Annotated in this window: 18 protein-coding genes and 3 pseudogenes; 8 read left to right on the top strand and 13 right to left on the bottom strand. The window is 74.8% G+C overall.

What is annotated here, in order from left to right; genetic code table 11:
- Nucleotides 1-11: 11 nt before the first annotated feature.
- The 10 genes and pseudogenes from ACGF13_RS19215 to ACGF13_RS19170 form a co-directional block, all read right to left on the bottom strand.
- Nucleotides 12-1,259, bottom strand: coding sequence for a cupin domain-containing protein (locus ACGF13_RS19215; RefSeq protein ID WP_392876314.1), 1,248 nt, complete (start codon nt 1,257-1,259; stop codon nt 12-14).
- Nucleotides 1,256-2,227, bottom strand: a complete 972-nt coding sequence (locus ACGF13_RS19210) for a carbon-nitrogen hydrolase family protein (protein WP_392876311.1) — start codon at nt 2,225-2,227, stop codon at nt 1,256-1,258. The genes ACGF13_RS19215 and ACGF13_RS19210 overlap by 4 nt, the downstream gene beginning before the upstream one ends.
- A 9-nt stretch (nt 2,228-2,236) precedes the next feature.
- Nucleotides 2,237-4,612: an FAD-dependent monooxygenase gene (locus tag ACGF13_RS19205; RefSeq protein ID WP_392876308.1), complete on the bottom strand. Its 2,376-nt coding sequence runs from the start codon at nt 4,610-4,612 to the stop codon at nt 2,237-2,239.
- 88 nt (nt 4,613-4,700) lie between these two features.
- A pseudogene (locus tag ACGF13_RS19200) lies at nt 4,701-5,024 on the bottom strand (acyl-CoA thioesterase); the annotation flags it as partial.
- A gap of 78 nt (nt 5,025-5,102) precedes the next feature.
- A pseudogene (locus tag ACGF13_RS19195) lies at nt 5,103-6,728 on the bottom strand (AMP-binding protein); the annotation flags it as partial.
- A gap of 177 nt (nt 6,729-6,905) precedes the next feature.
- Nucleotides 6,906-7,958 (bottom strand): hypothetical protein, encoded by a 1,053-nt coding sequence (locus tag ACGF13_RS19190; RefSeq protein ID WP_392876305.1) that lies wholly within the window; start codon nt 7,956-7,958, stop codon nt 6,906-6,908.
- Nucleotides 7,959-8,265: 307 nt separating this feature from the next.
- Nucleotides 8,266-9,579, bottom strand: a complete 1,314-nt coding sequence (locus ACGF13_RS19185) for a hypothetical protein (protein WP_392876832.1) — start codon at nt 9,577-9,579, stop codon at nt 8,266-8,268.
- A gap of 78 nt (nt 9,580-9,657) precedes the next feature.
- Nucleotides 9,658-9,915: pseudogene (locus ACGF13_RS19180) on the bottom strand (zinc-dependent alcohol dehydrogenase); the annotation flags it as partial.
- 294 nt (nt 9,916-10,209) lie between these two features.
- Nucleotides 10,210-10,707, bottom strand: a complete 498-nt coding sequence (locus tag ACGF13_RS19175; protein ID WP_392876302.1) for a GNAT family N-acetyltransferase — start codon at nt 10,705-10,707, stop codon at nt 10,210-10,212.
- Nucleotides 10,704-12,026, bottom strand: a complete 1,323-nt coding sequence (locus tag ACGF13_RS19170) for a DUF6271 family protein (protein ID WP_392876299.1) — start codon at nt 12,024-12,026, stop codon at nt 10,704-10,706. The genes ACGF13_RS19175 and ACGF13_RS19170 overlap by 4 nt, the downstream gene beginning before the upstream one ends.
- A 358-nt stretch (nt 12,027-12,384) precedes the next feature.
- On the opposite strand from ACGF13_RS19170, the gene ACGF13_RS19165 reads away from it, so the two are divergent.
- From ACGF13_RS19165 to ACGF13_RS19155, 3 genes are all read left to right on the top strand, one after another.
- Nucleotides 12,385-13,578 (top strand): peptidoglycan-binding protein, encoded by a 1,194-nt coding sequence (locus tag ACGF13_RS19165; protein WP_392876296.1) that lies wholly within the window; start codon nt 12,385-12,387, stop codon nt 13,576-13,578.
- A 181-nt stretch (nt 13,579-13,759) separates the two neighbouring features.
- On the top strand, nt 13,760-14,425 hold the full coding sequence (locus ACGF13_RS19160; protein WP_392876293.1) for a DUF2269 domain-containing protein: 666 nt from the start codon (nt 13,760-13,762) through the stop codon (nt 14,423-14,425).
- 101 nt (nt 14,426-14,526) lie between these two features.
- A complete protein-coding gene (locus ACGF13_RS19155) occupies nt 14,527-15,534 on the top strand; it encodes an MsnO8 family LLM class oxidoreductase (RefSeq protein WP_392876291.1) in 1,008 nt (335 codons plus the stop codon).
- A 119-nt stretch (nt 15,535-15,653) separates the two neighbouring features.
- Here ACGF13_RS19155 and ACGF13_RS19150 read toward each other — a convergent pair whose 3' ends face one another.
- On the bottom strand, nt 15,654-17,192 hold the full coding sequence (locus ACGF13_RS19150) for an APC family permease (protein ID WP_392876288.1): 1,539 nt from the start codon (nt 17,190-17,192) through the stop codon (nt 15,654-15,656).
- 179 nt (nt 17,193-17,371) lie between these two features.
- Nucleotides 17,372-19,048 (bottom strand): amidohydrolase, encoded by a 1,677-nt coding sequence (locus ACGF13_RS19145; RefSeq protein ID WP_392876285.1) that lies wholly within the window; start codon nt 19,046-19,048, stop codon nt 17,372-17,374.
- Nucleotides 19,049-19,253: 205 nt separating this feature from the next.
- Between ACGF13_RS19145 and ACGF13_RS19140 the strand changes: the two genes are divergently transcribed.
- The 5 genes from ACGF13_RS19140 to ACGF13_RS19120 all read left to right on the top strand — a co-directional run bounded on the left by ACGF13_RS19140 (nt 19,254) and on the right by ACGF13_RS19120 (nt 22,867).
- On the top strand, nt 19,254-19,913 hold the full coding sequence (locus ACGF13_RS19140) for a TetR/AcrR family transcriptional regulator (RefSeq protein WP_392876282.1): 660 nt from the start codon (nt 19,254-19,256) through the stop codon (nt 19,911-19,913).
- Nucleotides 19,914-20,414: 501 nt separating this feature from the next.
- A complete protein-coding gene (locus ACGF13_RS19135) occupies nt 20,415-20,798 on the top strand; it encodes a hypothetical protein (protein WP_392876279.1) in 384 nt (127 codons plus the stop codon).
- 7 nt (nt 20,799-20,805) lie between these two features.
- A complete protein-coding gene (locus ACGF13_RS19130; RefSeq protein WP_392876276.1) occupies nt 20,806-21,951 on the top strand; it encodes a hypothetical protein in 1,146 nt (381 codons plus the stop codon).
- A gap of 82 nt (nt 21,952-22,033) precedes the next feature.
- The gene (locus tag ACGF13_RS19125; RefSeq protein ID WP_392876273.1) at nt 22,034-22,429 is read left to right on the top strand and encodes a roadblock/LC7 domain-containing protein; all 396 of its coding nucleotides are present in this window, start codon (nt 22,034-22,036) and stop codon (nt 22,427-22,429) included.
- Between the two features lie 63 nt (nt 22,430-22,492).
- Nucleotides 22,493-22,867, top strand: coding sequence for a hypothetical protein (locus tag ACGF13_RS19120; protein WP_392876270.1), 375 nt, complete (start codon nt 22,493-22,495; stop codon nt 22,865-22,867).
- A gap of 88 nt (nt 22,868-22,955) precedes the next feature.
- Here ACGF13_RS19120 and ACGF13_RS19115 read toward each other — a convergent pair whose 3' ends face one another.
- A complete protein-coding gene (locus tag ACGF13_RS19115; protein WP_392876267.1) occupies nt 22,956-24,089 on the bottom strand; it encodes an NUDIX domain-containing protein in 1,134 nt (377 codons plus the stop codon).
- Nucleotides 24,090-24,098: the final 9 nt, after the last annotated feature.

Genomic DNA, 24,098 nt, shown 5'->3' with positions numbered 1-24,098 from the left:
GGGGCTCCTGGTCAGGCGGTGGTGGTGGGCTGCTGCCCGTCCGGGTGGGCCTCCTCGCGGTGCAGGCCGAGCGAGTGCATCACCGGGAAGTCGTTGAAGGAGAACAGGCAGGCGTCCTCGCCCTGGTCGAGGTTCGCGTGTTCGTGCCAGGCCCAGGACGGGACGACGAAGACGTCCCCCTGCTGCCACTCGAAGCGCCGTCCGGCGATCACCGAGACGCCGCGCCCCTTGGCCGCGGTGTACACCACCGAGCCGGTGTGCCGGTGGGCGCGGGTGGCCTGGCCCGGGCGCAGCAGCTGCAGGTGGGCGGACATGGTCGGCATCACCGGCCCGCCGGTGACGGGGTTGGTGTACTCCATGATCACGCCGTCGTAGGGCGATCCCTCCGTGGCGCGGGCGAGCCGGCACAGCGCCTCGTAGCTGGGCTCCCAGGGCCAGCCGAGCAGCGGCGAGTAGGGCCGGGTCCACTTCTCGACGCCGTACGGCAGCAGGTTGCCGCCGTGGCTGAGCAGCGAGGAGTTGACGACCGGTCCGGGCCGCTGGTACAGCTCCGGGTGGACCTCGTAGAAGTTGGCGTCGAGGGTGTTGACCAGCGGGATGTCCAGGCCGTCCTGCCAGATCACCGGGGCGTCGTCGGCCTCGTTGCCGTGCTCGTGCCAGGTGTTGTTCGGGGTGATCGCGAAGTCGCGTGGGCCGACCTTGAGCTTCTGCCCGTCCACGACGGTCCAGGCGCCGGTGCCCTCGTGGACGAAGCGCAGGGCGGAGGCCTGGTGGCGGTGCGCGGTCATCGCCTCGCCGGGGCCCATGATCTGCAGTCCGGTGTACAACAGGCCGACGGCGGCGCTCAGTTCGCGGCGGCCGGGGTTCACCAGCATCACCACCCGGCGCCCGGCGTCGTCGGCCTTCACCAGCGGCAGCGCCTTGCGCACCAGCGGTCGGAGGTCGGCGTAGCGCCAGAGCACCGGGACGGACCGCGGCTGGGGGTACCAGGGCTCGATCTCGTTGGCGACCGTCCACAGGGCGCCGGCCTGGCGCTCGGCCAACTCCTCGTAGTAGGCCAGCAGTTCGGGACTGTCGGTGACCCTGGCCCGGCCGATCCGGTCGTCGTCGTGGATGTCGTCACGGTCGTCGTCACGGTCGTTGTCACGGTCGTCGTCACGGGCGGGGGCGCGCTCGACGAGGCGTTCGGGGGTGCTCGCGGTGACGGGTTCGGGGGTGCGATCGGTGACGGGCTCGGGGGCGCGGTCCGTGCTGGTCATGCCTCCTCCTCGGGGAGCACCAGCGGCCGCAGCGGACGGTTGTCCACGTGCAGCCGGAAGACGTCGAAGCGGTTGTAGTGGCCGACGATGTCGTGCATCTGCTTGGGCTGGACGCAGCGGCCGAGGTCGATCTCGGCGTAGACGACGCCCTCCTCGTCCACCAGCGGCTCGGTGACCGGGCGACCGTCCGGGCCGAAGATCCCGGACAGGGCGCTGTGCGGCCGGGCGAGCTGCTTGCGGACCTTCGGGTCGTCGCCGGCGATCAGGTCCACGATCTCGGGCGAGACGGTGGAGCAGGAGACCACGGAGAACACCTTGCCCTCGAAGCAGTGCGCGGCGGTGCGCAGCGCGATCGAGTCCGCCATGTCGTAGTCCTCGGGGCCCACCGGCAGCGCGATGTAGCAGGCGACGTGGACCAGTTCGCCCTGCGCCAGCAGGGCGAAGCGGGCCAGCGGGTTGGTGTTCTCGCCGCAGGCCAGCGCGCCGAGCGGGCCGACGGCGGTGGGGTGCACCGTGAGGGTGCTGCCGTCGCCCTGCCCCCAGGTCAGCTTCTCGGCCCAGGTCGGCACCAGTTTGCGGTGCACGCCGAGCAGTTCGCCGTCCGCGTCGATGGTCAGCAGGGTGTTGTACAGCAGTCCGAGGCCGGGCCCGCCGCGCTCGTTGACCCCGATCACCAGCACCACGCCGGCCTGCCGGGCGGCGGCCCGCAGGGTGTCGACGTACGGGCCGGGGACGTCCACGGCGGCCCGGTACAGGCGCTCGAACCAGGGCGAGCCCTGCACCGGGTTCATCGTCCAGTTCCAGTACGGGTAGCCGGGCACGAACACCTCGGGGAAGACCACCAGTTCGGCGCCGTGCCCGGCCGCCTCCTGGATCAGCGCGACGGCCTTGTCGACGGTGGCGGCCGGGTCCAGGTAGACCGGGGCGGCCTGGACGGCGGCGGCGGTGAATCGGGGCAGCTGCGGCATGGTTCCTCGTCACTCCTCGGGGGCGTCGTCGGGACGGGGCGGTGACCAGCGGCGGTGGACGGGCGGGGGCGGCTCGCGCAGCAGCCGCAGGTGCGGGGCGACCCGGTCGGCGTTCGGGCCCGGCGGTTTGCGGCTGCCCGCCCGCCAGGGCTCCGGCCAGCGGGCGCCCGGCCCGGTGTAGCCCTGCTCGGCGGCGGCGTGCAGTGTCCAGAGCGGGTCGTACAGCTGGGCGCGGCCGACCGCGACCAGGTCGGCCCGTCCGGCCAGCAGCACGGAGTCGGCGTCGTCGAAGCCGGAGATCGCGCCGACCGCGATGGTCGGCACTCCGGTGGCGGCGCGGATCAGCTCGGCGAAGGGCGTCTGGTAGCCGCGCCCGTACGGCGGCCGCTGGTGCGACACCACCTCGCCGGTGGAGACGTCCAGCGCGTCGGCCCCGGCCCCGGCGAGCGCGCGGCAGATCGCCACGGCCTCCTCCTCGGTGGTGCCGCCGGGCGCCCAGTCGCTCGCCGAGATCCGCACCAGCAGCGGCCGGCCGGCGGGCCAGACGGCGCGCACCGCCGTCAGCACCTCCAGCGGCAGCCGCAGCCGGTGGGTGAGCGGGCCGCCGTAGTGGTCGGTGCGGTGGTTGGTGAGCGGGGAGAGGAAGGAGGAGAGCAGGTGACCGTGGCCGAACTGGAGCTCCAGCACGTCGAAGCCGGCCCGCGCGGCCCGCTCGGCGGCGGCCGCGAAGTCCGCGGTGACGGCGGCCAGTTGGATGTCGTTGGCCTCGTGCGGCACCGGGCTGTCCGGGTCCCAGGGGAGGGCCGAGGGGGCGATCAGCGGCCAGCCGTCGGCGAGCGGGCGCCCGACGCCGTCCGGCCCGGGGATGTCGGTCGCGCCCCGGCGCCCGGCGTGGGTCAGCTGGATGCCGAGCGGGGTGTCGCTCACCGCCCGTACCGCGTCCACGAGTTGACGCCAGGCGCCCTCCTGGCGGTCGGTCCACAGGCCCGGACTGCGGTCGGTGGTCCGGCCCTCGGGGCCGACCGCCGTCATTCCGGCGAGCACCAGCCCCGCGCCGCCGAGCGCGTGGCCGGTCAGCTGGGCGCGGTCGAAGTCGCTGGGCAGCGCGTCGGGCGAGGTGTAGGTGGCGAGCGGGGGCACCACGACGCGGTTGCGCAGCTCCAACGCGCCCAGTTTCAGCGGCCGGAACATCGGCGGCACCCCGGGCGAGCCGCCGAAGGCGGTGTCCACGGCGTCCACGAAGCCGGGGTCGCGGGCCCGCAGGTTGCCGTAGGTGACCCGCCGGCTGCGGGTGAGCAGGTTGAAGGCGAACTGGTCGGGGCCCTGGCCGATCCGCCGCCCGATGGTCTCGAACCACTCCAGACTGGCCTGCGCGGCACGCTGGGTGGACTCCACCACCGGGCGCCGCTCGGCCTCGTAGGCGGCCAGGGCCTCGTCCAGGGTGGGCTGTTCACCCAGCGCGGCGGCCAGGGCGAGGGCGTCCTCCAGGGCGAGCTTGGTGCCCGAGCCGATCGAGAAGTGCGCGGAGTGCGCGGCGTCGCCGAGCAGGACCACGTTGCGGTGGCGCCAACTCGCGTTCCGCACCGTGGTGAAGCGGATCCAGCGGGAGGCGTCGGGGATCAGCCGGTGGCCGTCCAGGTGCCCGGCGAACAGCTCCGCGCAGCGCCGCACGCTCGCCAGGTCGCTCTCGCCGCGCGCCGGCTCCCGCGCGGCGAGCGCCTCGAAGCCCGCACGGCGCCAGGAGTCCGCGGCCGCCTCGACGATGAAGGTCGAGCGGGTGGCGCTGTACGGGTAGGCGTGCACCTGGAGGACGCCGAAGTCGAACCGCTCGACGATGAAGGTGAAGGCCTCGAAGACCTTGTCGGTGGCGAGCCACATGTAGCGGCAGTGGCGCTCGTCCAGGTCGGGGCGGAAGCTCTCCGGATACGCGGCCCTGGTGCCGGAGCGGATGCCGTCGGCGGCCACCACCAGGTCGTACTCGGCGCAGAGCCGGTCCACCGGCGGGGCGGGGGTGCGGTAGCGCACGTCCACCGCCAGCTCGGCGCAGCGCTGTTGCAGGATGGCGCGCAGCCGGTTGCGGTCCAGGGCGGCGAAGCCGTGGCCGCCGCTGGTGCGGACCTCGCCCGCGTAGCGGATGTCGATGTCGCTCCAGCGGGCGAACTCGGCGCTGATCGCGGCGAAGACGCGCGGGTCGGCCCGGGCGATGCCGTCCAGGGTCTCGTCGGAGAAGACCACGCCGAAGCCGGACTCGTCGTCCCGGGCGTCCCGTTCGAAGACGGTGATCTCCCGGTCGGGCGCCGACTGTTTGGCCAGGGCGGCGAAGTAGAGCCCGCCGGGGCCGGCGCCGACCACCGTGATCCGGGCGCGGTCGCGTGCCGCGGTCATGTGTCCGCCTCGGGGCTGGTGGCGGCGTCGGGGTTCGTGGCCGTCTCGGGGCTGGTGGCCGGTTCCTGGCTCGTGGCTGCCCGGGGGCTCATGCGACCACCTCCGGCCGCTGCGGCCCGGCCTCCGCCAGCGTCCGGCGGACCTGCGCGGGCCACGGCCGGGAGCCCCCGTCGTGCGGCGCCGAGTGCACCACCGACATCCGCCCGCTCGCGGCCAGCCCGTGCGGACCGTGCACCTCGAAGGCGTAGTGCAGCGAGGATCCGCCGACCCGGTCCACCCGCAGCTCGGTGCGGACGAGGTCGCCGAACCAGAGCCGTTCTCGGTAGTCGGCCTCGAAGTGCACCCGGGGGATCCGCCCGAACAGGTCGGCCAGCCCCAGCCGGCGCAGCAGGGCCGCCTCCGCCGCCTCGGCCCAGCGCTGCACGGCGGAGAAGTGGTAGTGCCCGGCGGCATCGGTGTCGAACCACTCCACCCGGCGCTCGACGCTGACACTGGCGGGAGTCCGCGCGGCCCGTCGGCGCAGCTCGGCGCGGTGCAGCTTGCCGGTCGCGGTGCGCGGCAGCTCGGGCACGAACTCGACCGCCCGCGGGTACTTGTACGGTGCGATGGCGCGTTTGACGTGCTCCTGGAGCCCGCGCGCCGTCTCGGGCCCGGCCGGCACACCCGCACGCAGCACCACGTACGCCTTGACCACCGTGCCGCGCCGCTCGTCCGGCGCGCCGACCACCGCGCAGTCGGCCACGTCGGGGTGGGCGGCCAGCGCGTGCTCCACCTCGGGCCCGGCGATGTTGTAACCGGCCGAGACGATCATGTCGTCGTTGCGCGCCCGGAACCAGAAGTAGCCGTCGCGGTCCCGGACGTAGGTGTCGCCGGTGAGGTTCCAGCCGCCGCGGACGTAGTCCAGCTGGCGCTCGTCGTCCAGGTAGCGGCAGCCGGTCGGGCCCTTGACGGCGAGCAGCCCGGGCTCGCCGTCCGGCACCGGGCGGCCCTGCCCGTCCAGGACCGCGGCCCGGAACCCGGGGACGGGCCGGCCGGTGGAGCCGGGGCGGATGTCCTGGTCGGCGGCCGAGACGAACACGTGCAGCAGCTCGGTGGCGCCGATGCCGTCGATCAGTCGCTGCCCGGTGGCCGCGTGGAAGGCCTGCCAGACGGCGGCGGACAGCGGCTCGCCCGCCGAGACGCAGCGCCGCACCCCGGCCAGCCGGTCGGCCAGCCCGGCGGCGAGGATCGCCCGGTAGGCGGTCGGCGCGGTGAACAGCACACTCACCCCGTGGCGCCGGACCTGCTCGGCGAGCTGCTCGGGGGTGGTCTGCTCCAGCAGCAGACTGGCGGCCCCCGCCCGCAGGGGGAACACCAGCAGGCCGCCCAGGCCGAAGGTGAAGCCGAGCGGCGGGGTGCCGGTGAAGAGGTCCTCGGGGGTGGGGCGGAGCAGGTGGTGGGAGAAGGTGTCGGCGATGGCGAGCACGTCGCGGTGGAAGTGCAGGGTGGCCTTGGGGCGGCCGGTGGTGCCGGAGGTGAAGGCGATCAGCGCGACGTCGTCGGCGGCGGTGGGGACGGCGGGGAATCCGGCGGGCTTGGCGGCGCAGCGGGCGGTGAGGTCCTCGGGGCCGGTGCCGCCGTAGCCGAGGACGCGCAGGCCGGGGGTCCGCGCCCGGTGCAGCTCGTCCAGGAAGCGGTGGTCGCACAGGGCGAGGACGGGCCCGGCGATGTCGTGCAGCTCGGTCAGCTCGGCGGCGCGCAGCAGCGGCACGGTGGTGACGGCCACTGCGCCGGCCTTCAGTACGCCGAGCCAACAGGCAGCCAGCCAAGGGGTGTTGGGTCCGCGCAGTAGAACGCGGTTGCCGGGGACGAGGCCGAGGTCCTCGGTCAGCAGGCGGGCGATCCGGTCGGCGTGGTCGCGCAGTTCGCCGTAGGTCCACCGCCCGGTGGGGGTGAGCAGGCAGGGGCGGTCAGGTCCGAGGCGTTCGATGGTGTCGTCGAGCAGGGCGGCGGCGCAGTTCAGACGGTCGGGATAGGCCAACTCCGGGAGTTCGAAGAGGAGTTCGGGCCACTGCTCGAAGGGTGGGAGGTGGTCTCGGCAGAACGTGTCCACGTGCGCCGAGGGTGAGAGCTCCATGGGCGGCACCTCGTTGTGCGAGCGGGGAGTGAGCCCAGTATCGCGCGTCGGTGACGCCAGTCAAGAGACCGATACATGCATTCGGGCGACGGCCCGCCGCCCCGCCGCCCCGCCGCCCCGCCGCCCCGCCGCCCCGCCGGTCGGCGGTTGGCGGGCCCGGGCCGGCCGCGGCTACGGTCAGTCCCGTCGGGTCGCCGTCGGCCAGGAGGAATCGGGCAGCTGCCCCTCCTGCACCTGCCGGGCGCGCTCGGCGGCCAGCCGGGCGAGTCCGAGGAACCCGGACGTGTCGAGGTCGGCGCCCGGAGCCTCGACGCGTACGAGCAGCAGCACGCTGCCCACCCGGATCACGGCCACCGCCGACCGGCCGTCCTGGACGCGGACGGCGCCCTGGTCGCCGATCAGGGGGACGGCCGTCGACGGTTTCGGGTCACCGGCCCGGTCGAGCGCGTTGCGGAAGGCGCGGGTGGCGGCCTCGGGGGAGGCGAAGGTGACCACGTCGAACTCCGCGGTCTGCGCCGCATCCGTACCGTACGTCACGACGCCGTAGGCGAGTTGCCGGTCGCAGGAGTCCGGCAGCAGGCACGGCAGCTCGCTGCCGCTGCCGATCCCCGCCGTCGGCCCCAGCCGCAGCCGCCAGCCGCCCGTCATCGTCCCCTCGTCGGGCAGCACCCTCGCCACCAGCCTCGGATCGTCCAGCGGCCGTGCGGCGTGCGCCAGATCGGGCCCGCCCGGCTTCAGCAGCGGGCGCGAGGCGAGGTGGACGCCGAGCGCGGCCAGCGCGGCGACCAGCACCAGGGCGAGCGCCACCACGATCCCGGTGCCGCTCCTGCGGGCGGCGAACGCCCGGGCGCGGGCGTCCGCGGGGCCGGTCCGCAGGTGGACGGTGGTCGGGCCCTCCGGGGGTGGCGCGGACGGCGGGCCGAGCCGCAGCTGCACGGTGCCGGGCTCGCCGCACAGCTGGACGGTCGGCGGATCGCCGGGCTTCCCGAGCCCCGTGGTGGCCAGGTAGTGCGCGAACGCCGGGTCCGAGGCCAGCAGGTGCGCGACGGCGGCGGTCAGCAGCGCCCGCGCCTGCGCGTCCCCCGGGCTCGCCTCCGCCGCCGCGAGCGCCCGGGCCCCCTCCGGCACCATCCGCAACCGCGCCCGCAGGACGTCCGCGACCGCCTGATGCGGCCCGTCCCCGAGCAGCGCCGCCACCGCGTCCGATGCCGGACCCAGGCCGTCCCCCATGGCAACTCCCCTTGCCGCACGAGTGGTTGCCCTCACCATTCCGGACCGCGGCCCGGTTCGTACCCACGCCGAACGGAACGGAGACGCAACCGCAACGCCACCCGGACGCCACCGGTACAGGCGCGTCCTGCGGTCCCCCACCGCGCCGGTCGCCGGTCGCCGATGGCCCCCAGCCTTCGGCCGGGAGGTGCCCCCACCGCAGTGGCTCCGCGCTCAGCCTTCGGCCGGGAGGTGCGCTCCCGCCTCCGCCTCGCGGCGCAGGCACCCCGATGCCGCGCCCCGATCCGAGCCGATCGGCAGACGGGCTCTAACCGATCAGCGCCCGTTGGGCGTTCGGGGGCAGTGCGGGGTTGGCCGCAGCGGCCTCGGCCGTGCGGGGGTCCGGGGAGGTGAGGCAGCGGGCGAGGGCGTCGGGGGTGGCGTGGCGGTGGGCGGCGATGGCTCGCAGGGCCTTGGCGGGGACGGGTTCGGTGGCGGCGATGCGGTCGAGCAGGGCGGCCGGGGCGTCGGGATTGGCGGCCAGCGCGGCGGCCACCGTGGAGCCGAACCGGTCGAGCAGACCGGCGAGCCGGGCGGGCGCGAGGCCGGCGTGCGGGGCGACGGAGTTCGCCACGCTCGCGTCCGGGTCCTCGGCCAGCCGGTCGCGCACCGGCGCGGGCAGGTCGCGGTGCTGGGCGACGAGCATCCGCACGCGGGGCTCCGAGTCGCCTGCGAGAGTGGCGAGTTCGTCCGGGGAGGCGCCGGCGATCCGGGGGAGCAGGGTGGGGCCGAGCCGGACGGTGACGGCGAGGCGACCGAGGACGTCGAGCGGGACGTACGGGTGGTGGGCGAGCCGGTGTCGCACGTCGCGGTCCGGGTCGGTGGCGAGCCGGCGCAGCAGCGGCGGGTCGATCCCGGGGTTCCGAGCGAGGTTGTCCCGGATCCAGGGGGTGTCGTCCTCGGCGAGCCGGTGGTAGAGCCCGGCCGGCAGCCCGGGGTGCTCGGCGAGCTTCCGCCGGACCATCGGATCGTCTGTGAGGACCCGGGCGGCGGCCGTCGCGGGGGTCGCCGGGTTGCCCGCCGCGTGGCCGCGGACGTGGACGTCCTCGTCGGCGAGCAACGCTGTGAGCAGCTCGGGCGGAGCCGCCTCGTTCGCCGCGACCCAGCGCCGCACATCGTTCCCGGGGCGTCGGGCGAGGCGGGCCAGCAGGTCCGGTCGGCGGGTGTGGAGGCCGAGTTCGGCCACCACGTCGGTGTCCTGGTCGGCCGCGAGGGCTTCGGCGGCCTCGTCCGGAAGCCCCGGGCAGGAGGCCAGCCGGATCCGGAGGTACCGGTCCGCAACGCCGGACAGCGCAAGGGCCCAGGTCGGAGCCCCACGCCCTTCCTCCAGCAGGGCGATCGCGACGCCCGGCCGGGCGAGCGGATCGACCTCTGCGGCGGGCAGCAGCCCGCCGACGGCGAGTCGGGTAGCGGCCTCCTCGTGCCGCCCGGCGAGCCGCCGGACCTGTTTCGGGTCGAGGTCCGTCCGCTCCGCGAGGGCGTGGGCCAGTTCCTCGTCGGCGTCGGCGGTGTCGAGCAGCAGCTCCAGGAGGTCCGGCGGCAGGGCGGGGTTGCGGGCGACGGCGTACAGCAGCGGCGGCATCCGGGCATCGTGCCGCCGTCCGGCCGGGCCCGCCAGCGGTTTTCGCGGTGTGGCCCGGCCGGGTGGGGTCGGTCGGCGCAGGTCGAAGACCAGGCGGGCGGAGACCTTGCCGCTGAGGACTTCGTCGAAGCAGGTGTTGACGTCCTCGAGGCGGCGGGTTTCGCGGATGACCCGGGTGCGGCCGAGGGCGTGCAGGCGGAAGACCTCGGCGAGGTCCTCGCGGGTGCCGACGATCGAGCCGATGACCTTGGTGCCGTTCAGCACGGTCTCGAAGACGGGGAGTTCGAGTGTGCCGCCGGCCGGGAGGGCGACCAGGACGAGGGTGCCGGCCAGTCGCCGTGGGCGGCGTGGATGTCGGTGTGGCACAGGTCGGAGGTCTCGATCCGGACCCGGACCTGGTGCGCGGCCGGTTCGGGTACCGGACGGTCCTCGACGACCAGCGGTGCGGTGAAATCGCGGACGACGGCGGCCTTCATGCGCTGGCTCCTCGGGCGTGCGGCGGGTACTGCCGGCGGGTACTGCGGGCGGCTGCGCGGGGAACACAGCCGCCACCAGCCGCACCCGACAGGGTGATCCTCGCCGTTCAAACTAGGCCGAAGGAGTGATCGCTCGTTCGCGTATCCCCGCAGGTCAGCGCACCGGCATCGACATGTACACCGCGCGCCGCCCGTAGGACGCCGGGACCGCCACCTCCCGGTGCGCCCGGTAGCCGAGCAGCCGCAGCAGGATGTCGGCGCCGCGCACCGCGACCATCGAGATCCGCTCGAAGCCCAGCTCCTGCGCGTGCGACCGGAGGTGCCGGATGAACCCCAGCGCGACCTCCCGGCCGCGCAGCTCCTCGGCGATCACCAGGTCGTGCACGTGCAGGTTGCGCGACTCGTATGCCGCCGCCTCCGGCCGGTCGAGGTCAGGGCAGCGCAGCGGCGGGTACGGCAGGCTCAGCAGGTAGCCGCACACTGCGCCCCGCCGCTCCAGCACGAAGCAGGTGCCGGGCGAGCTGCGGGCGCGGGACTGCAGCGCCTCCCGGCCCTCCGACAGGCCGTCGGCCGCGTAGGCGTCGTGCTCCAGCGCGACCACGGCGTCCCAGTCGCCGTCGGCCAGGAGGCGGATCCGGAGGTCCTCGCTCACCGGGCCGGACCCTCCGAGGCGGCGCCGAGCCCCTCCGCGCGGGAGGCGGCCACCAGCGCCGCCCAGGCCTCCACCAGCACCGCCCAGCGCTCGGCGTCCGCCCGCGCCTCGTCCAGGAGCTGCCGGCGCCGCCCGGCCACCACGTCCGCGAGCTCGGCGTACTTGCCGCCCAGCTTGCGGTAGGAGCGGTCCAGGACGTCCAGGCAGTGCTCGTTCCCGGCCCGGTCCCAGTCGACGCTGCCCCGCACCAGGTCGAGGACCGGTTCGACCCTCAGCCCGTGCCGCTCGTCCAGCAGCCCGCGGCCGAGGTCGATCATCCCGCCGTAGACCGGGTACAGGTACAGCATCGAGAGCAGGAACTTGACGAACCGCAGCTGGTAGGAGACGAAGCCGGCGCCGGTGCGGCGCTCGGGCGTGTAGTAGTTGACGATGTGGCGGTTGTGGACGACGCCGGGCATCCCGGAGTGGACCATGGCGTGCAGGAGGGCGTAGTCGCTGCCGATGGTCTCGATCGAGGGCAGCAGCGGCAGCACCTCGTAGGCCCGGTGGTCCAGGGCGATGTTGCACATGTAGACGTCCCAGATGTCGGGCACGCCGAGGACGGACTCGTCGGTGCCGAACGGTTCGGAGTCGCCCTTGAAGGAGACGTCCACCATCGCGTCCCGCTCCTCCTGCGACCACACCGGCGGGGTCCACAGGCGTACCACCTCGCGGTAGACGGCCGGGTCCAGCTCCAGGATCTCGCCGATGTCCACGTTGAGTTCGCCGATGAAGGAGCCGCTGACCAGCATCACCGGCTTGTCCGCGTCGGCCGGGTCCAGCTCGGAGCGGGTCACGCCGGTCACCGCCTCGCCGGCCGGCCGGCCGATCGAGAGCAGCTCGTGGTGGATCGGGAACATCTTCCGACCGTCGACGACCTGGTAGTCGAAGTCGTCGTTGCGCAGGTGCGCCGAGGTGCAGCCCAGGGCGGCCGCGCCCAGGAAGAGCCGGTTGACGCAGGAGCCGTACGCGACGGCCCGCGGGAGCATCAGGTCGAGCAGCAGCTCGGGGTCGGCGGCGCCGGAGCGCTCGGCCACCCGGCGCAGGAACTCCCGCTGCCGCGCCTCGCCCAGGTGGTGGACGACCACGCCGGGGGTGGGGGCCAGCGCGGCCACGGCGCCCGCGTTCCGCGCGAAGTCGGCGGCGTCGGTGGTGTCGAGGACGAGGAGGTGCACCTCGACCCCGAAGGTCGCGACGGCGTAGGCCGCCTCCTCGGCGAGGTCCGTGATGGTCTCGGGGCAGGGGCGCATGGTGGGCAGGGCGAGGCAGATTCTCTGCATGGTGCGGGCATCTCCGTCGGTTCGTCAGATTCCTTGCGGCAAAGGCCAGTTGGGCGTACATGAGGGCCCCGTGCGCAAGCTCGGGCCGGTCCGCCGGACAACCGTGGACTAGACCACTTTTGATGTCAACGATTGACAGCGAGGCCCCGCCGGGGGTGGAATGCGCCCCCTTCCGGGCGATCGGGTGCCCCCGCACGGGCGCTCGAATCGCACGCGGGGGCGAATGCCCCCTGTCGAGTCGAACGGCCGCACGGGTGCGGGGGGTTCACCGCCGGGCATCACGCCGTCGGGGTCAATCCGCGAACCCCACCTGCCGATACCCGAGGTGATGCCCTTACGCCGTTCGGAGGAGCCCGTCATGCCCGACCTGTGGCTGCCCGGAGCCGATATCCACGACCTCGGCGACCACGCGCCGACCGATCAGCAGTACCCGCCGAAGGCCATCGCCCACATCACCTGGGACCGCAACGCGACCGCCGCGGCGCCGCAGGACTGGTGCTCCTACGAGGACCTGGTCGGCTACTTCACCGGCAGCGGCGCCGGTGACGCGCCGCACCTGGTCTGGGACCCGTTCAGCGGCCGCACGGCGCAGCTGTTCCCGGCCGACTCCCGCTCGAAGAGCCTGCTCAGCCCCGCCCAGAGCCCCACCCGCACCAATCGGGCCGGGCGGGTGGTGATCCAGATCGAGGCGGTGTTCTTCCCCTACTGCCGCTACCAGGGCCGCGTCTACCCGCGGCTGGTCGACACCCCCTGCGCGGGCTGGAACCGGATCCACGCCTGGATCTCCTCCTGGGGCGTGCCCGACATCTGGCCGATGGGCCGGCCGACCGACTTCTCCGGCCACCGCGACGAGCGGGCCTGGGAGGCCTTCGGCGGCTGGTACGCACACGCCCACGTGCCCTACAACGACCACACCGACCCCGGCTCCTGGCCCGACTTCACCGCCGGGCCCGGCTTCCCGGACGATCCGCCCTCGCAGCAGCACCCGGTGCCCCCGGCCACGCCCGCCCGCTACCAGGTCAGCATCAACGGCCTGCCGTACGGCTACGGCGCCCGGGGCTACCAGGTGACGGCGGTCGGGCGGGCGCTGGTCTCGCACGGCTTCGGCGACCACTACCGCTCCGGCCCCGGCCCGGACTGGACGGACGCGGACACCGACAACTACGCGGACTACCAGGGGAGTCTGGGCTACTCCGGGCAGGCGGCGGACGGCGTCCCGGGCGAGGGCTCGCTGCGCCGGCTGCTCGGCTACCTGCCCGGCCCGCGGACGGTCTCGGTGTCCCACGTGATCGCGGCCGCCCGCACCGACCCGGGAGCCGAGCAGGGGCACCTGACGTACGGGTCCGAGGCGGCGATAGTGGAGCAGGCGCTCGTCGACGAGGGGCTGCTCGACCAGCGGTGGGTGGACGGCTCGTTCGGCAGCCGGACGGTCTCCGCGTACGCGGCCTGGCAGCGGCGGTGCGGGTACGAGGCGGGCGCGGCGGACGGGATTCCCGGGCAGGCCTCGCTGAACCGGCTCGGCGCGGCACAGGGGTTCGCGGTGGTCGACTGAGAGCGGTGCTGCTCCCGGGGGAGGTGCGGTGCTGCTCCCGGGGGAGGCGCGGCGCTGCTGTCGTCGGGGGCGCGTACTCGCCAGGGAGTAGGCGAGGTTACTTCCACCGTCAGATGCCGGATGAGGCGCGGACGGGAGAGCCTGGGGCCGTCCTCGTGACCCCGACTCGAAGGAGGTACCCGTGCGCTCGCCCACCGGCGCCGTCCCGGCGTCCGAGCCGATGCCACAGGCCGGGGCGGCATCCGTGCCCGTGCCCGCGTCCGCGGGCCGCCGCCTGCCGCCGGCGGCGCGCAAACCACTGGTCGTCCTGCACGTCGTCGCCTCGGTGAGCTGGCTGGCGCTGATGCTCTGCCTGCTCACCCTGGCGGTGACGGCGCTGACGGCCGGGGACGCCGAGCGGCTGCGCACCGCCTACCGGGCGATGGGCCTGCTCGGCGACGCGCTGATCCTGCCGCTGAGCCTGCTCACCTTCCTGAGCGGGGTGGTGCTCGGGCTCGGCACGCCTTGGGGGCTGTTCCGGTACCACTGGGTGAGCGCCAAGTTCTGGCTGACGCTCGGGGCGATGACGGCCTCCGTCCTCGCCCTCCCCGACCGGCTGCACGACGCGGTGCGGGTGGCGGACGCGCATCCGACCGGCCCGATCACGGTGGCGGACCTCGGCTTCGTCCGCTACAACACGGTGATCGTTCCGGCGGTGGCGCTGACGCTCTACCTGGTCAACGTGGTCCTCTCGGTGTACAAGCCCTGGGGCCGCCGCAAGGTCACGGCCAGGGGCGGAGCCGGGGCCGGTACCGGGGCCGAGCCCGCGCACCCCCGCCCGGGCCGAATACCCGGGGCGGGCGCCTGACCGGCCGGCCTGCGGTCTCCGCCCCGGCTCCGGCCGTCGGTCTCGGCCCCGGGCCCGGCTGTTCGGGAATGCCCATGCGGCGGGCGGGCGTTGTCCGTCGAGTGACCAGTGCCGCGCCCACGATCAGGCTCTCCGTGCTCGACCGCTCCCGGACCAGACAGGGCCAGGAGCCGGCCCAGGCACTGCGGGACACGGTGGCCTTCGCCCGGGAGGCGGAGCAGCTCGGCTACCACCGGTTCTGGGTCTCCGAGCACCACGGCGTGCCGGGGGCGGCCGGATCGGCGCCCACCGTGCTCGCCGCGGCGGTGGCGGCGGCCACCACACGGATCAGGGTCGGCACCGGCGGGGTGATGCTGCCCAACCATCAGCCGCTGGTGGTGGCCGAGCAGTTCGGGGTGCTGGCCGCGCTGTTCCCGGGGCGGATCGACATGGGGCTCGGGCGCTCGGTGGGCTTCACCGACGGTGTCCGGCGGGCGCTGGGGCGGGAGAAGGACGCCGCGGACGGCTTCGGTGCCCAGCTGGCCGAGCTGCTCGGCTACTTCGACGGCTCGCAGCAGGCACACCGCGGAGTCCACGCCCGGCCCGCCGAGGGCCTGCACGTCCCGGCCTTCGTCCTGGCCACCGGCGAGGGCGCCGACCTGGCCGCCAAGGCCGGGCTGCCACTGGTGGTCGCCGCCCCGCGCGGGAAGGAGCGGATGCTCGCGGCGATCGACCGCTACCGCAGCCGGTTCCGCCCCTCCGCGCAGGCCGCCGAGCCGTACGTGGTGGTCTCGGGCGCGGTGGCCGTCGCCGAGACGGCCGAGCGGGCGCGTGAGCTGCTCGTCCCGGAGGCCTGGTCCGGGGCGTACTCCCGCACCCACGGGGAGTTCCCGCCACTGGCCCCCGCCGCCGAGATCCTGGCCCGGGAGATGACCGCCCGGGAACGGGCCGCGTTCGAGCAGTCGTCCAAGGGCCACATCGCGGGCACCCCGGAGCAGGCCGCCGCCGAGCTGGCGGCGCTGGTCGAACGCAGCGGGGCGGACGAGTTCCTGGTCACCACCAGCACCTACGACCGCACCGCGCTGCTCGACTCCTACCGGCTCCTCGCCGAAGCCGTCGGCCAGGCCTGAGCGGGGCCCGGGGCCCGGACCCCCGGACCCCCGGACCCCCGGACCCCCGGACCCCCGGACTCCCGGACTCCCGGACTCCCGGACTCCCGGCCCCCGCTCACCCGCCACCCGCCCGCCGCTCAGCCCGCGTCGACCTCGCTCGTGCCGAGCCGCGCGTACACCTCAGGCCGGCGGGCCCGCAGCCGCAACGCGATTCCGACGCCGGTCAGGAACACCACCGGCACGATCGCGACCAGCGGCCAGTTGACCTCCGGTCCGGCGCCGGTGAACAGGTCGAGCCGCCACACCACCAGCCCCGTGGCCCCGCACAGCAGTACCGTGGCGGCCAGCGGCGCCACGACGGTACGGAACGCCCCGGTGCTCGCGGCGGCCGCCCGCTCGCGGCGGAAGAAGGCGAACACCGCGAGGCCGGCCAGCGCCTGGAGCACCAGGATGCCGACCACCCCGGGGGAGTTCACCCAGAGGAAGAACTGGTTGTACGGGTCCGCGCCGACCAGCGCCGCCACCCCGACGGCCACCGCCGCCAGCACCGACTGCGCGATGCCGCCGATCCACGGCGAGCCGTGGCGCGGGTGGATCCGGCCGAGCGCGGCCGGGGCGGCCCCCTCGGCGGCCAGCGCGTAGCCGTACCGGGTGATGGTGTTGTGGAAGGCGAGCAGCGCCGCGAGCAGGCTGGTGACGATCAGCACCCGCTGCACGTCCGTCGCCCAGCCGCCGACGTAGTCGGTCATCGCGGTGAAGAACATCCCGGCCGGGTCGGCGGTGGCGGTCGCGACGGCCTCGGCGTCGCCGAAGGCCTGCACGATCATCCAGGTGACGAAGGTGTAGAAGAGGCCGAGGAAGGCGATCGCGGCGTAGGTCGCGCGCGGCACGGTCCGGTGCGGCTGCCGGGCCTCCTCGCGGTAGATCGTGGTGGCCTCGAAGCCGATGAAGGCGGCGAAGGAGAGCCCGAGCACCCCGCCCATCCCGCCGGAGAACACGTGCTCCGGGGCGAACGAGGACAGGCTCAGCCCGTGCGCCCCGCCCTTGACCAGCACCGCCACCGCGAGCACCAGCAGGATGCCGGTCTCGGCGATCAGCAGCGCCCCGAGCACCTTGGCCCCGAGGTCTATCGAGCGGAAGCCGAGGAACCAGACCACCGCGACCCCGAGCAGCGCCCAGACCGGCCAGGGCAGGTCCAGCCCGAGCAGGTCGGCGGCCGTGGTGTGGGCGAAGAACCCGAAGGCGCCGAACATGCCGATCTGGATCGCGTTGTACGAGAGCACCGCGAGCAGTGCCGCGCCCAGCCCGGCCGCCCGGCCGAGGCCGCGGGTGACGTAGGCGTAGAAGGCGCCCGCGTTGCGGATGTGCGCGGTCATGGCGGTGAACCCGACCGCGAAGAGCGCCAGCACCACCCCGGTGGCCAGGTAGGCGACCGGCGCGCCGATGCCGCCGAAGGAGATCGCGAACGGCGCCACGCCGGCCATCACGGTCAGCGGCGCGGCGGCGGCCACGACGAAGAAGACGATGTCGCCGGTGCCGAGCACCCCGCGCCCCAGCCCGCCGGGCGAGCCGGCCGAACCGGCCGGGTCAGGAGCGGCGGCGGATGAGGCGTTGGGAGCAGCGGAGCCGGGCGGACGGAGTGCGGAGGAGGAGGCCGCGTCGGAGGGCGGGGTCATGGGGGAGCTCTCCTGGGGTCGTACGAACGGGGGGTGGGGCGGTCGGCGGCGGACGGGGCGTCGGCCGCCGACCGGGGAACGAGTCACGGCCACCGTGGGGGACGGCCGGAACCAGCCGGAACCGGTCGCGAGCCCGTCGGAGCGGGCACGCGGCCGGACGGCCGGGCGAACGGGACGCCTCAGCGGCTCTGGTGCGTGGAGCGCGTGGAGCCCGCCGAGCGGCCGCGGTCGCCACCGGGCGGCCCACCGTGGGTGCGCCGCCCGCCGAGCCAGGTGCCGGCCACCTCGATCGAGGCCAGCTCGCCGGCCGGCACCGCGTACGGGTCGGTGGCCAGGTGCACCAGGTCGGCCCGCATGCCCGGCCGCAGCACACCCCACTCGGTCTCCTCGAAGGCCTGGTGCGCCACGCCCGCCGAGTACGCCGCCAGCGCCTCGGGGAGCCCGATCCGCTCCTCGGGCAGCCAGCCGCCGTCGGGCAGGCCGTCCGGGGTCTGCCGGGTGACGGCGGTGGCCAGCCCGGCCAGTGGTTCGTAGCGGGTGACCGGCCAGTCGCTGCCGAAGGAGACCCGGGCGCCGTCGCGCAGCAGGGCGGCGATCCGGTACTGCCGGGAGCCGCGCTCCTGGCCGATCCGGGGCAGGGTCAGCTCGGTCATCAGCGGGTCGGTCTGTGCCCACAGCGGCTCGAAGTTGGCGATCACGCCGAGTTCGGCGAAGCGCGGCAGGTCGTCCGGGTGGACCAGCTGGACGTGGGCGATCACCGGCCGGCGGGCACGCGTCCCGTTGCGGCGGACGGCGGCCTCGACGGCGTCCAGCGCGATCCGCACACCGCGGTCGCCGATCGCGTGGATGTGCGGCTGGAAGCCCAGCGCGTCCACGGCGGTGACGGCGTCCGCCAGCTCGGCGCCGGTCCAGTTGGCGACGCCGTGGGAGTGCGGGCAGTCGCTGTACGGCTCCAGCAGCGCGGCCGTCCCGGACTCGATGACGCCGTCGGCGAAGAACTTGACCGCCCGCGCGGTGAGTTGCCCGCGTCCGGCGGCCTCGACCCGGTCGCGGTCGGCGGCCAGGCGGGGGAGCCGCTCGCGCCAGCCGTCCGGTTCGAGCAGCAGGGCGAGCCCGGCCCGGACCGGCAGGTCCTCCCCGGCGACGGCCGCCAGCCAGGTGTCCACCTGCGCGGGCTCGACCCAGGCGTCCTGGAGCCAGGTGAGTCCGGCGGCGGCGAGCGCGGCGGTGGTCTCCCGCAGCGCGGTGACCTGTTCGGCCAACGGCGGTGGCGGGACGAGGGCGAGGACGGGGTTGAGCGCGCCGAACTCGCGCAGGGTGCCGAGCGGGCTGCCGTCCGGCCGGCGGACGATCTCGCCGCCCACCGGCTCGGGCGTGTCCGGCCCGTATCCGGCCCGGCGCAGCGCCTCGCTGTTGGCCCAGCCGGTGTGGTGGTCCATGGTGCGCAGCAGCACCGGCCGGTCCGGGACGGCGGCGTCGAGCAGCCGGGCGTCGAACAGTCCGCCCTCGGCCAGCCACGGGTCCACGGCGTCGCCGGTGATCCACTCGGCCTCGGGGTGGCGCTGCGCCCAGTCGCGGACGGCCGCCACGACCTGCTCCAGGCTGGTGCAGCCGCGGACCGGCACGCCGCGCAGGCCGATGCCGCCGAGCAGCGGGTGGACGTGGCCGTCGCCGAAGGAGGGCAGCAGGGCGCCGCCGCCGAGGTCGACGGTCTCGGTGCCTTCGTCGAGCAGGGCGAGGGCGGCGTCGCCGAGGGCGGCGATCCGCCCCGCGCTGACGGCGAGGGCGTGGGTGCGGGGGAGGGCGGGGTCTCCGGTGTGGATCCGGCCGCCGGTGAAGATCGTTTCGGCACGCATACGGGGGTGTGCGTCCTCTCCGGGGCAGGGCGGGCCGACGGGTGCGCGGCCTGCCTAACCGAATGGGGTTCGGTTACCGTAGGCGCGGCACCGGCGGGTGCGGAAGGGTTTTACTGAAAGCCGTTCAGTAACGCTTGGATAACGACGATCTTGGCCTGCCGGGGCCGACGGGCGGCTCGGCGGCCCCGAAGGTGAGGAACCGGGCATGCCCAGGCCGCGCACACCCCTGCTGGACCGGCAGCGCATCGTGGACACCGCGCTCCGGCTGGTCGACGAGGCGGGGGACCTCACCATCCCCGCGCTGGCCGGTGCGCTCAAGGTAAGCCCGTCCGCGCTCTACCACCACGTGGCCGGCCGGGCCGAGATCGTCGCCCTGATGCGCGCCGAGCTGGTGCGCACGATCGGCGAGCAGTCGATGTGGGACCAGCCCTGGGACGCCGCGCTGCGCACCTGGGCGCACGCCTACCGGGACGCCTTCGCCGAACATCCCGGAATCGTCCGGCTGCTGGCCACCGCGCCACTCGCCGAACCGTTCATGCACGAGCTGTACGAGCGGGCCGTCGCCACCCTGGAGGACGCGGGCTTCGCCGCCCAGGACGTGATGGGCCTGATCACCGCCCTGGAGAGCTTCGTCCTGGGCTCGGCGCTGGACCTCGTCGCCCCGGACGTCATGGTCGACGCCGTCGACCGCGTCGCCACCCCGCGGCTGGCCGGGGCCCTGGACGCCGTCCCCGCCGGGCGCGAGCGCGCCGACCGGGCCTTCGAGCTCGGACTCACCGCGCTGGTCGGGGGCTATCGGGCGCTGCTGGGCCGGCCGCTTCCGGTCGGTCCGGGCGCCCCGGCCGGGATTTCTGACCAGGCGTGATGACCTGCTAGTGTTCTTCCCGTCGAGAGGAAGTGACCTCCAGGGAAACGAATCTCGAACAGGCGTCAGTGGTGCTACCAGAGCACACCCTACTTTCAGTAGGGAGAGTCCGTGCGACCCGGGCCTGGCGCTCCCATCGAAGGGGCTCGTTCCGTCCAGCGGAACGGGCCCCTTCGTCGTGTTCGCGCTCCAGAGCCATGTCCTCTTATCGCACTTTCGGCCTCGAAACCCTCCCTCGGGGCTCGATGTCGGCCAAGGTGCCGTACCAGGTGGCCGATGAACGGTGCCCCAACGGTCCCGGTCCACCAGTGACGCGGCCATCCGGCCCGTTCTGATGTCACGTCAGTTCTTGGCTGGAACTGGTCTCTACTGATGTGAATATGCCATTGGAATGTTCGTCGTATGGAATCCGGCAGTAGCCTTCCGTGTCGAACTAGCCACTGCTGGTGGTGAATCGGTCGGCGCCGCGCCCGGCCGCCCAGACCCCGCGAAGGAGCCGGTGTGCCCGGTATCGACGAATGCCTCTCCGGAGCGATGGCGATCCCCGGGGCCCGCGCCGCGAGCCTGGTCGACTGGAGCAGTGGGCTCGCCCTCGGCAGCCTCGGCGACAGCCCGGCCGGAGAGCACGAGACCTCCGCCGCCGAGGCAACCGACCTGGTACGGGCGGCCGTTGAGAGCCAGACCTTCACCGCCACGGAGGACCGTCGGGCCCCGCTGGAGGACATCATCGTCACCGCCGGCCGCAGTTACCACCTGATCCGCTTCATCGACACCGTCTTCGACAGCAGGCTCGTCCTGCACCTCTGGCTGGACCGGGCGGAGGGCAACCTCGCCGTCGCCCGCTTCCGCCTCCAGGCACTCACCGAGGAACTGGTGCTGGGGTGAGCGCCGCGTGACCGCCGCAACCGGCACCGTGCCGCCGCCCCCGCTGGAAACCGCCACCCCGAGGACCCCGGGCGAGGCACTCACCCTGCTCGCCGACCGCCGCGCCACCGGCGCCCTCCACGGGCCGCTCGGCAGCCTCCACCTGGTCGACGGCCAGGTGACCGCCGCCGAATCCTCCCGGGCTCCCGGCCTGGCCGACCTGCTCACCGGCTGCGGCCGGATCACCCCCGAGGACTGGGCGGAGCTGCTCCGGGTCCACGGCCCGCGCGCCACGGTCGGCGACGCGCTCGTCGAACGGCGGCTGCTCACCCGGGGAGAGCTCGAACTCGGCCACCTGGGAACGCTGTTCGACGCCGCCTTCTTCGTCCTCGCCGACCCGGGCGGCGGCGTCTGGCGGTTCGAGGCCGACGTCAGGCACTGGCTCGGACCGGTCGCCCAGGTCGCCCCGGGCCGGATCCGCCGCGAGGTCGAGCGCCGACGCCGGCTGCTCGACGGGATCTGGCCCTGGGGGCAGCTCGACACCGCGCCCGTCCGGCCGGCCGGGCACGGCCGTCGGCCGTCCCACCGCCCCTCCGGCCGCCGGCGCCGCGAACTGCTGGACCACGCCGACGGTCGCAGGACCCCGGCGGACCTGGCCCGGCTGCTCGGCCGCTCCGGCTTCGGCGTGACGGCCGACGTCCGCCGACTGGCCGCCGCCGGACTGCTGGACGCGCCCCGGCAGCCCGACGTCCAGCGTCCGTCGGGCGCCTCGTGCCCAGCGGGCGCCGCACGCCAGGCCGACGCGCCGAAGGCGGCCACGGTGCCCGACGATCCGTCAACAGCCATACCTGCGGCCGAAGTCGGACCGCCGGTCGCGAGCAGACCGGCCGGAGGGCTGCACCGAAGGGTCCCCGGCGCCAGCCTGCGGGGTGCCGGACTCCCCGGCGCCCCGGTCACGGCCGCACCCGTGTTCGCGCCCGCACCCGCCGCACCCCACACCGGGACCCACCCCGGGAGCCCAGCCGGGCCCGACGCCGGGAGCCACGCCGCCCCCGACGCCCCCACACGCTCCGAACACCCGCCCACCGCGGCAGCGGCCCACCCGCTGGCCGTCCCCGACCCGGACATCGCGCTGCTGACCCGGGTCCGAAACCTTCTGGAGGCCCGACTTTGACCCACTCCCCGCCCGCGACCCCGTCGTCCCGGCCATGAGGCGGGCGCTCAAACAGCGTGTCGGAAGGAGACAACTGATCGCCTTGGAGACCGAGTTGCTCGCCGAACTGCGCGCCGTCAAACACCGCGTCCCGCACCTCGCGGGCGGGCTGGTCGCCAGCGTGGACGGCCTGTTGATCGCGCACGACACCCACGGCGCCGAACCCTCCGGACTGGCCGCGATGACGGCGGCCTCGCTCTCGCTGGCCCAGCGGCTCGCCGACACCACCGGCCAGGGCGAGTTCCGCGAGTCGCTGGTGCGCGGTGAGAACGGCTACGTCGCAACCTACGCGGCCGGCGGCAGCTGCGTGCTGACCCTGCTGGCGCACCCCGACGTCAACGTCGGCCGGCTGCACCTGGAGGCCCGCCGCAGCGCGCAGCGCATCGCGGGGCTGCTCAACGACGCCCTCGTGCCCAAGGACCCGCGCGAAGCGGGCTGACCGGGGCCGACCACCGCGCCATCACCCACCCGAACCACCCACCACCGAACGGGAGTTACCCAGATGACCGACGCAGCCGGCGCACTCAAGCAGGCCATGACCAGCATCGAGGGCGCCATCGGCGCAGCCCTGGTGGACTACAACAGCGGCATGGCGCTGGCCACCCTCGACGGCCCCGGCGGCCTGGACCTCAACGTCGCCGCCGCCGGGAACACCGACGTGGTCCGCGCCAAGATGCGCACCATGGACATGCTCGGCCTCCAGGACGGGATCGAGGACATCCTGATCACCCTCACCAGCCAGTACCACCTGATCCGTCCGCTCGCCGGCCGCACCGGCAAGGGCCTGTTCCTCTACCTCGCCCTGGACAAGGCGCGCGCCAACCTCGCGATGGCCCGCCACCAGCTGAGCCGGATCGAGACCGACCTGGAGGTCTGACGCACCGCTCCCGGCGGGACGGACCGCCAGGCCGGACGAGGCCCCGGCGGCGGCTCAGGCCCGCCGCCGGGGTCCCTTCCGCCAGTCCTCACTCCCGGGGCGAGTCCGGCTCCACGGCCCGTCCGCGCACCAGCTCCACCGGCCCGCCCGGCCGCTCCCGGGCGGCCAGCGCGGCGGCCGTACGGTCCCAGGAGGGGCCGGTCAGCAGGGCCCGCGCCTCGGCCGGAGCGCAGAGCCGCCACTCCACCAGCTCGGCCTCCGGCAGCACGATCGAACCGAGCATCCGCTCCGTCACCGTGCCCCCGTCGAACACGTACACCAGGACGGCGGTGTCCCGGCCGGTCGCCGGGTCCGCCTCCGGGTCGGCCGCCGCACCCGGCTGCCAGTCCAGTGCCAGCAGCGGCCCCGGCTCGGCCTCCCAGCCGAGTTCCTCGCGGATCTCCCGCCGGGCCGCCGCCCTGGGCATCTCCCGGTCCGCCTCGACCCCGCCGCCCGGCAGCGTCCAGTACGGGACCCGCCCGCGCGGCCCGTCCCACGGCCGCAGCCGCACCAGCAGCACCCGGCCGGCGTCATCGGTGAACAGCGCCCGCGCCTTCGCCCGGATGCGCGGCCGGGTGGCGTAGTAGGTGTCCCGGTCCATCGGCGGCTCCGGCCGCTCCTCGGTCGACGGCGTCAGCCCGGGTGCGGCGGCCAGCCCGGCGTACGCGGGAACCGGCCCGTCGGCGGGCAGCCAGCCGAGCGTGTGCCCGACCGGCCGGCTGTCCTCCAGCTCCAGCGGCCCGGCCTCGCGCGGCGCCCGCAGGCAGGCCGTCATCCGGCGCGACAGCCGCGGCGGCAGCGCGTGCCCGGCCTGCTCCGTCGTCAGCCAGGTCCAGCCTCCGACCTCCGCCGCGTCCGGCCGGAACGCCGCGACCTGTTCGGACGTCAGCGGCTCGGCCCAGTACAGGTACACCACGATCGGTCGGTCGCCGTCCCGCAGCAGCGCCCAGTCCACGCCGGCCAGCGGCCCCAGCCGGGGCGTGAAGCCCAACTCCTCGCGGATCTCCCGCAGCGCGGTCTCCCGGGGCGACCGGTCGGCCGGCTCCCAGCCGCCGCCCGGGATCGCCACCGGATGCTTCCGGTCGTACGGCAGCCGCACCACCAGTACCCGCCCCGCCCCGTCCGGGAACAGCACCCCCGCCGCCGCCATGACCTCCCGGCCGCCCGCACCCGCGCTCTCCACCCTGACTCC

The organism is Kitasatospora sp. NPDC048286 (assembly GCF_043201735.1).
Lineage (GTDB): Bacteria > Actinomycetota > Actinomycetes > Streptomycetales > Streptomycetaceae > Kitasatospora.
This window is presented reverse-complemented; position numbering and strand designations above follow the sequence as displayed.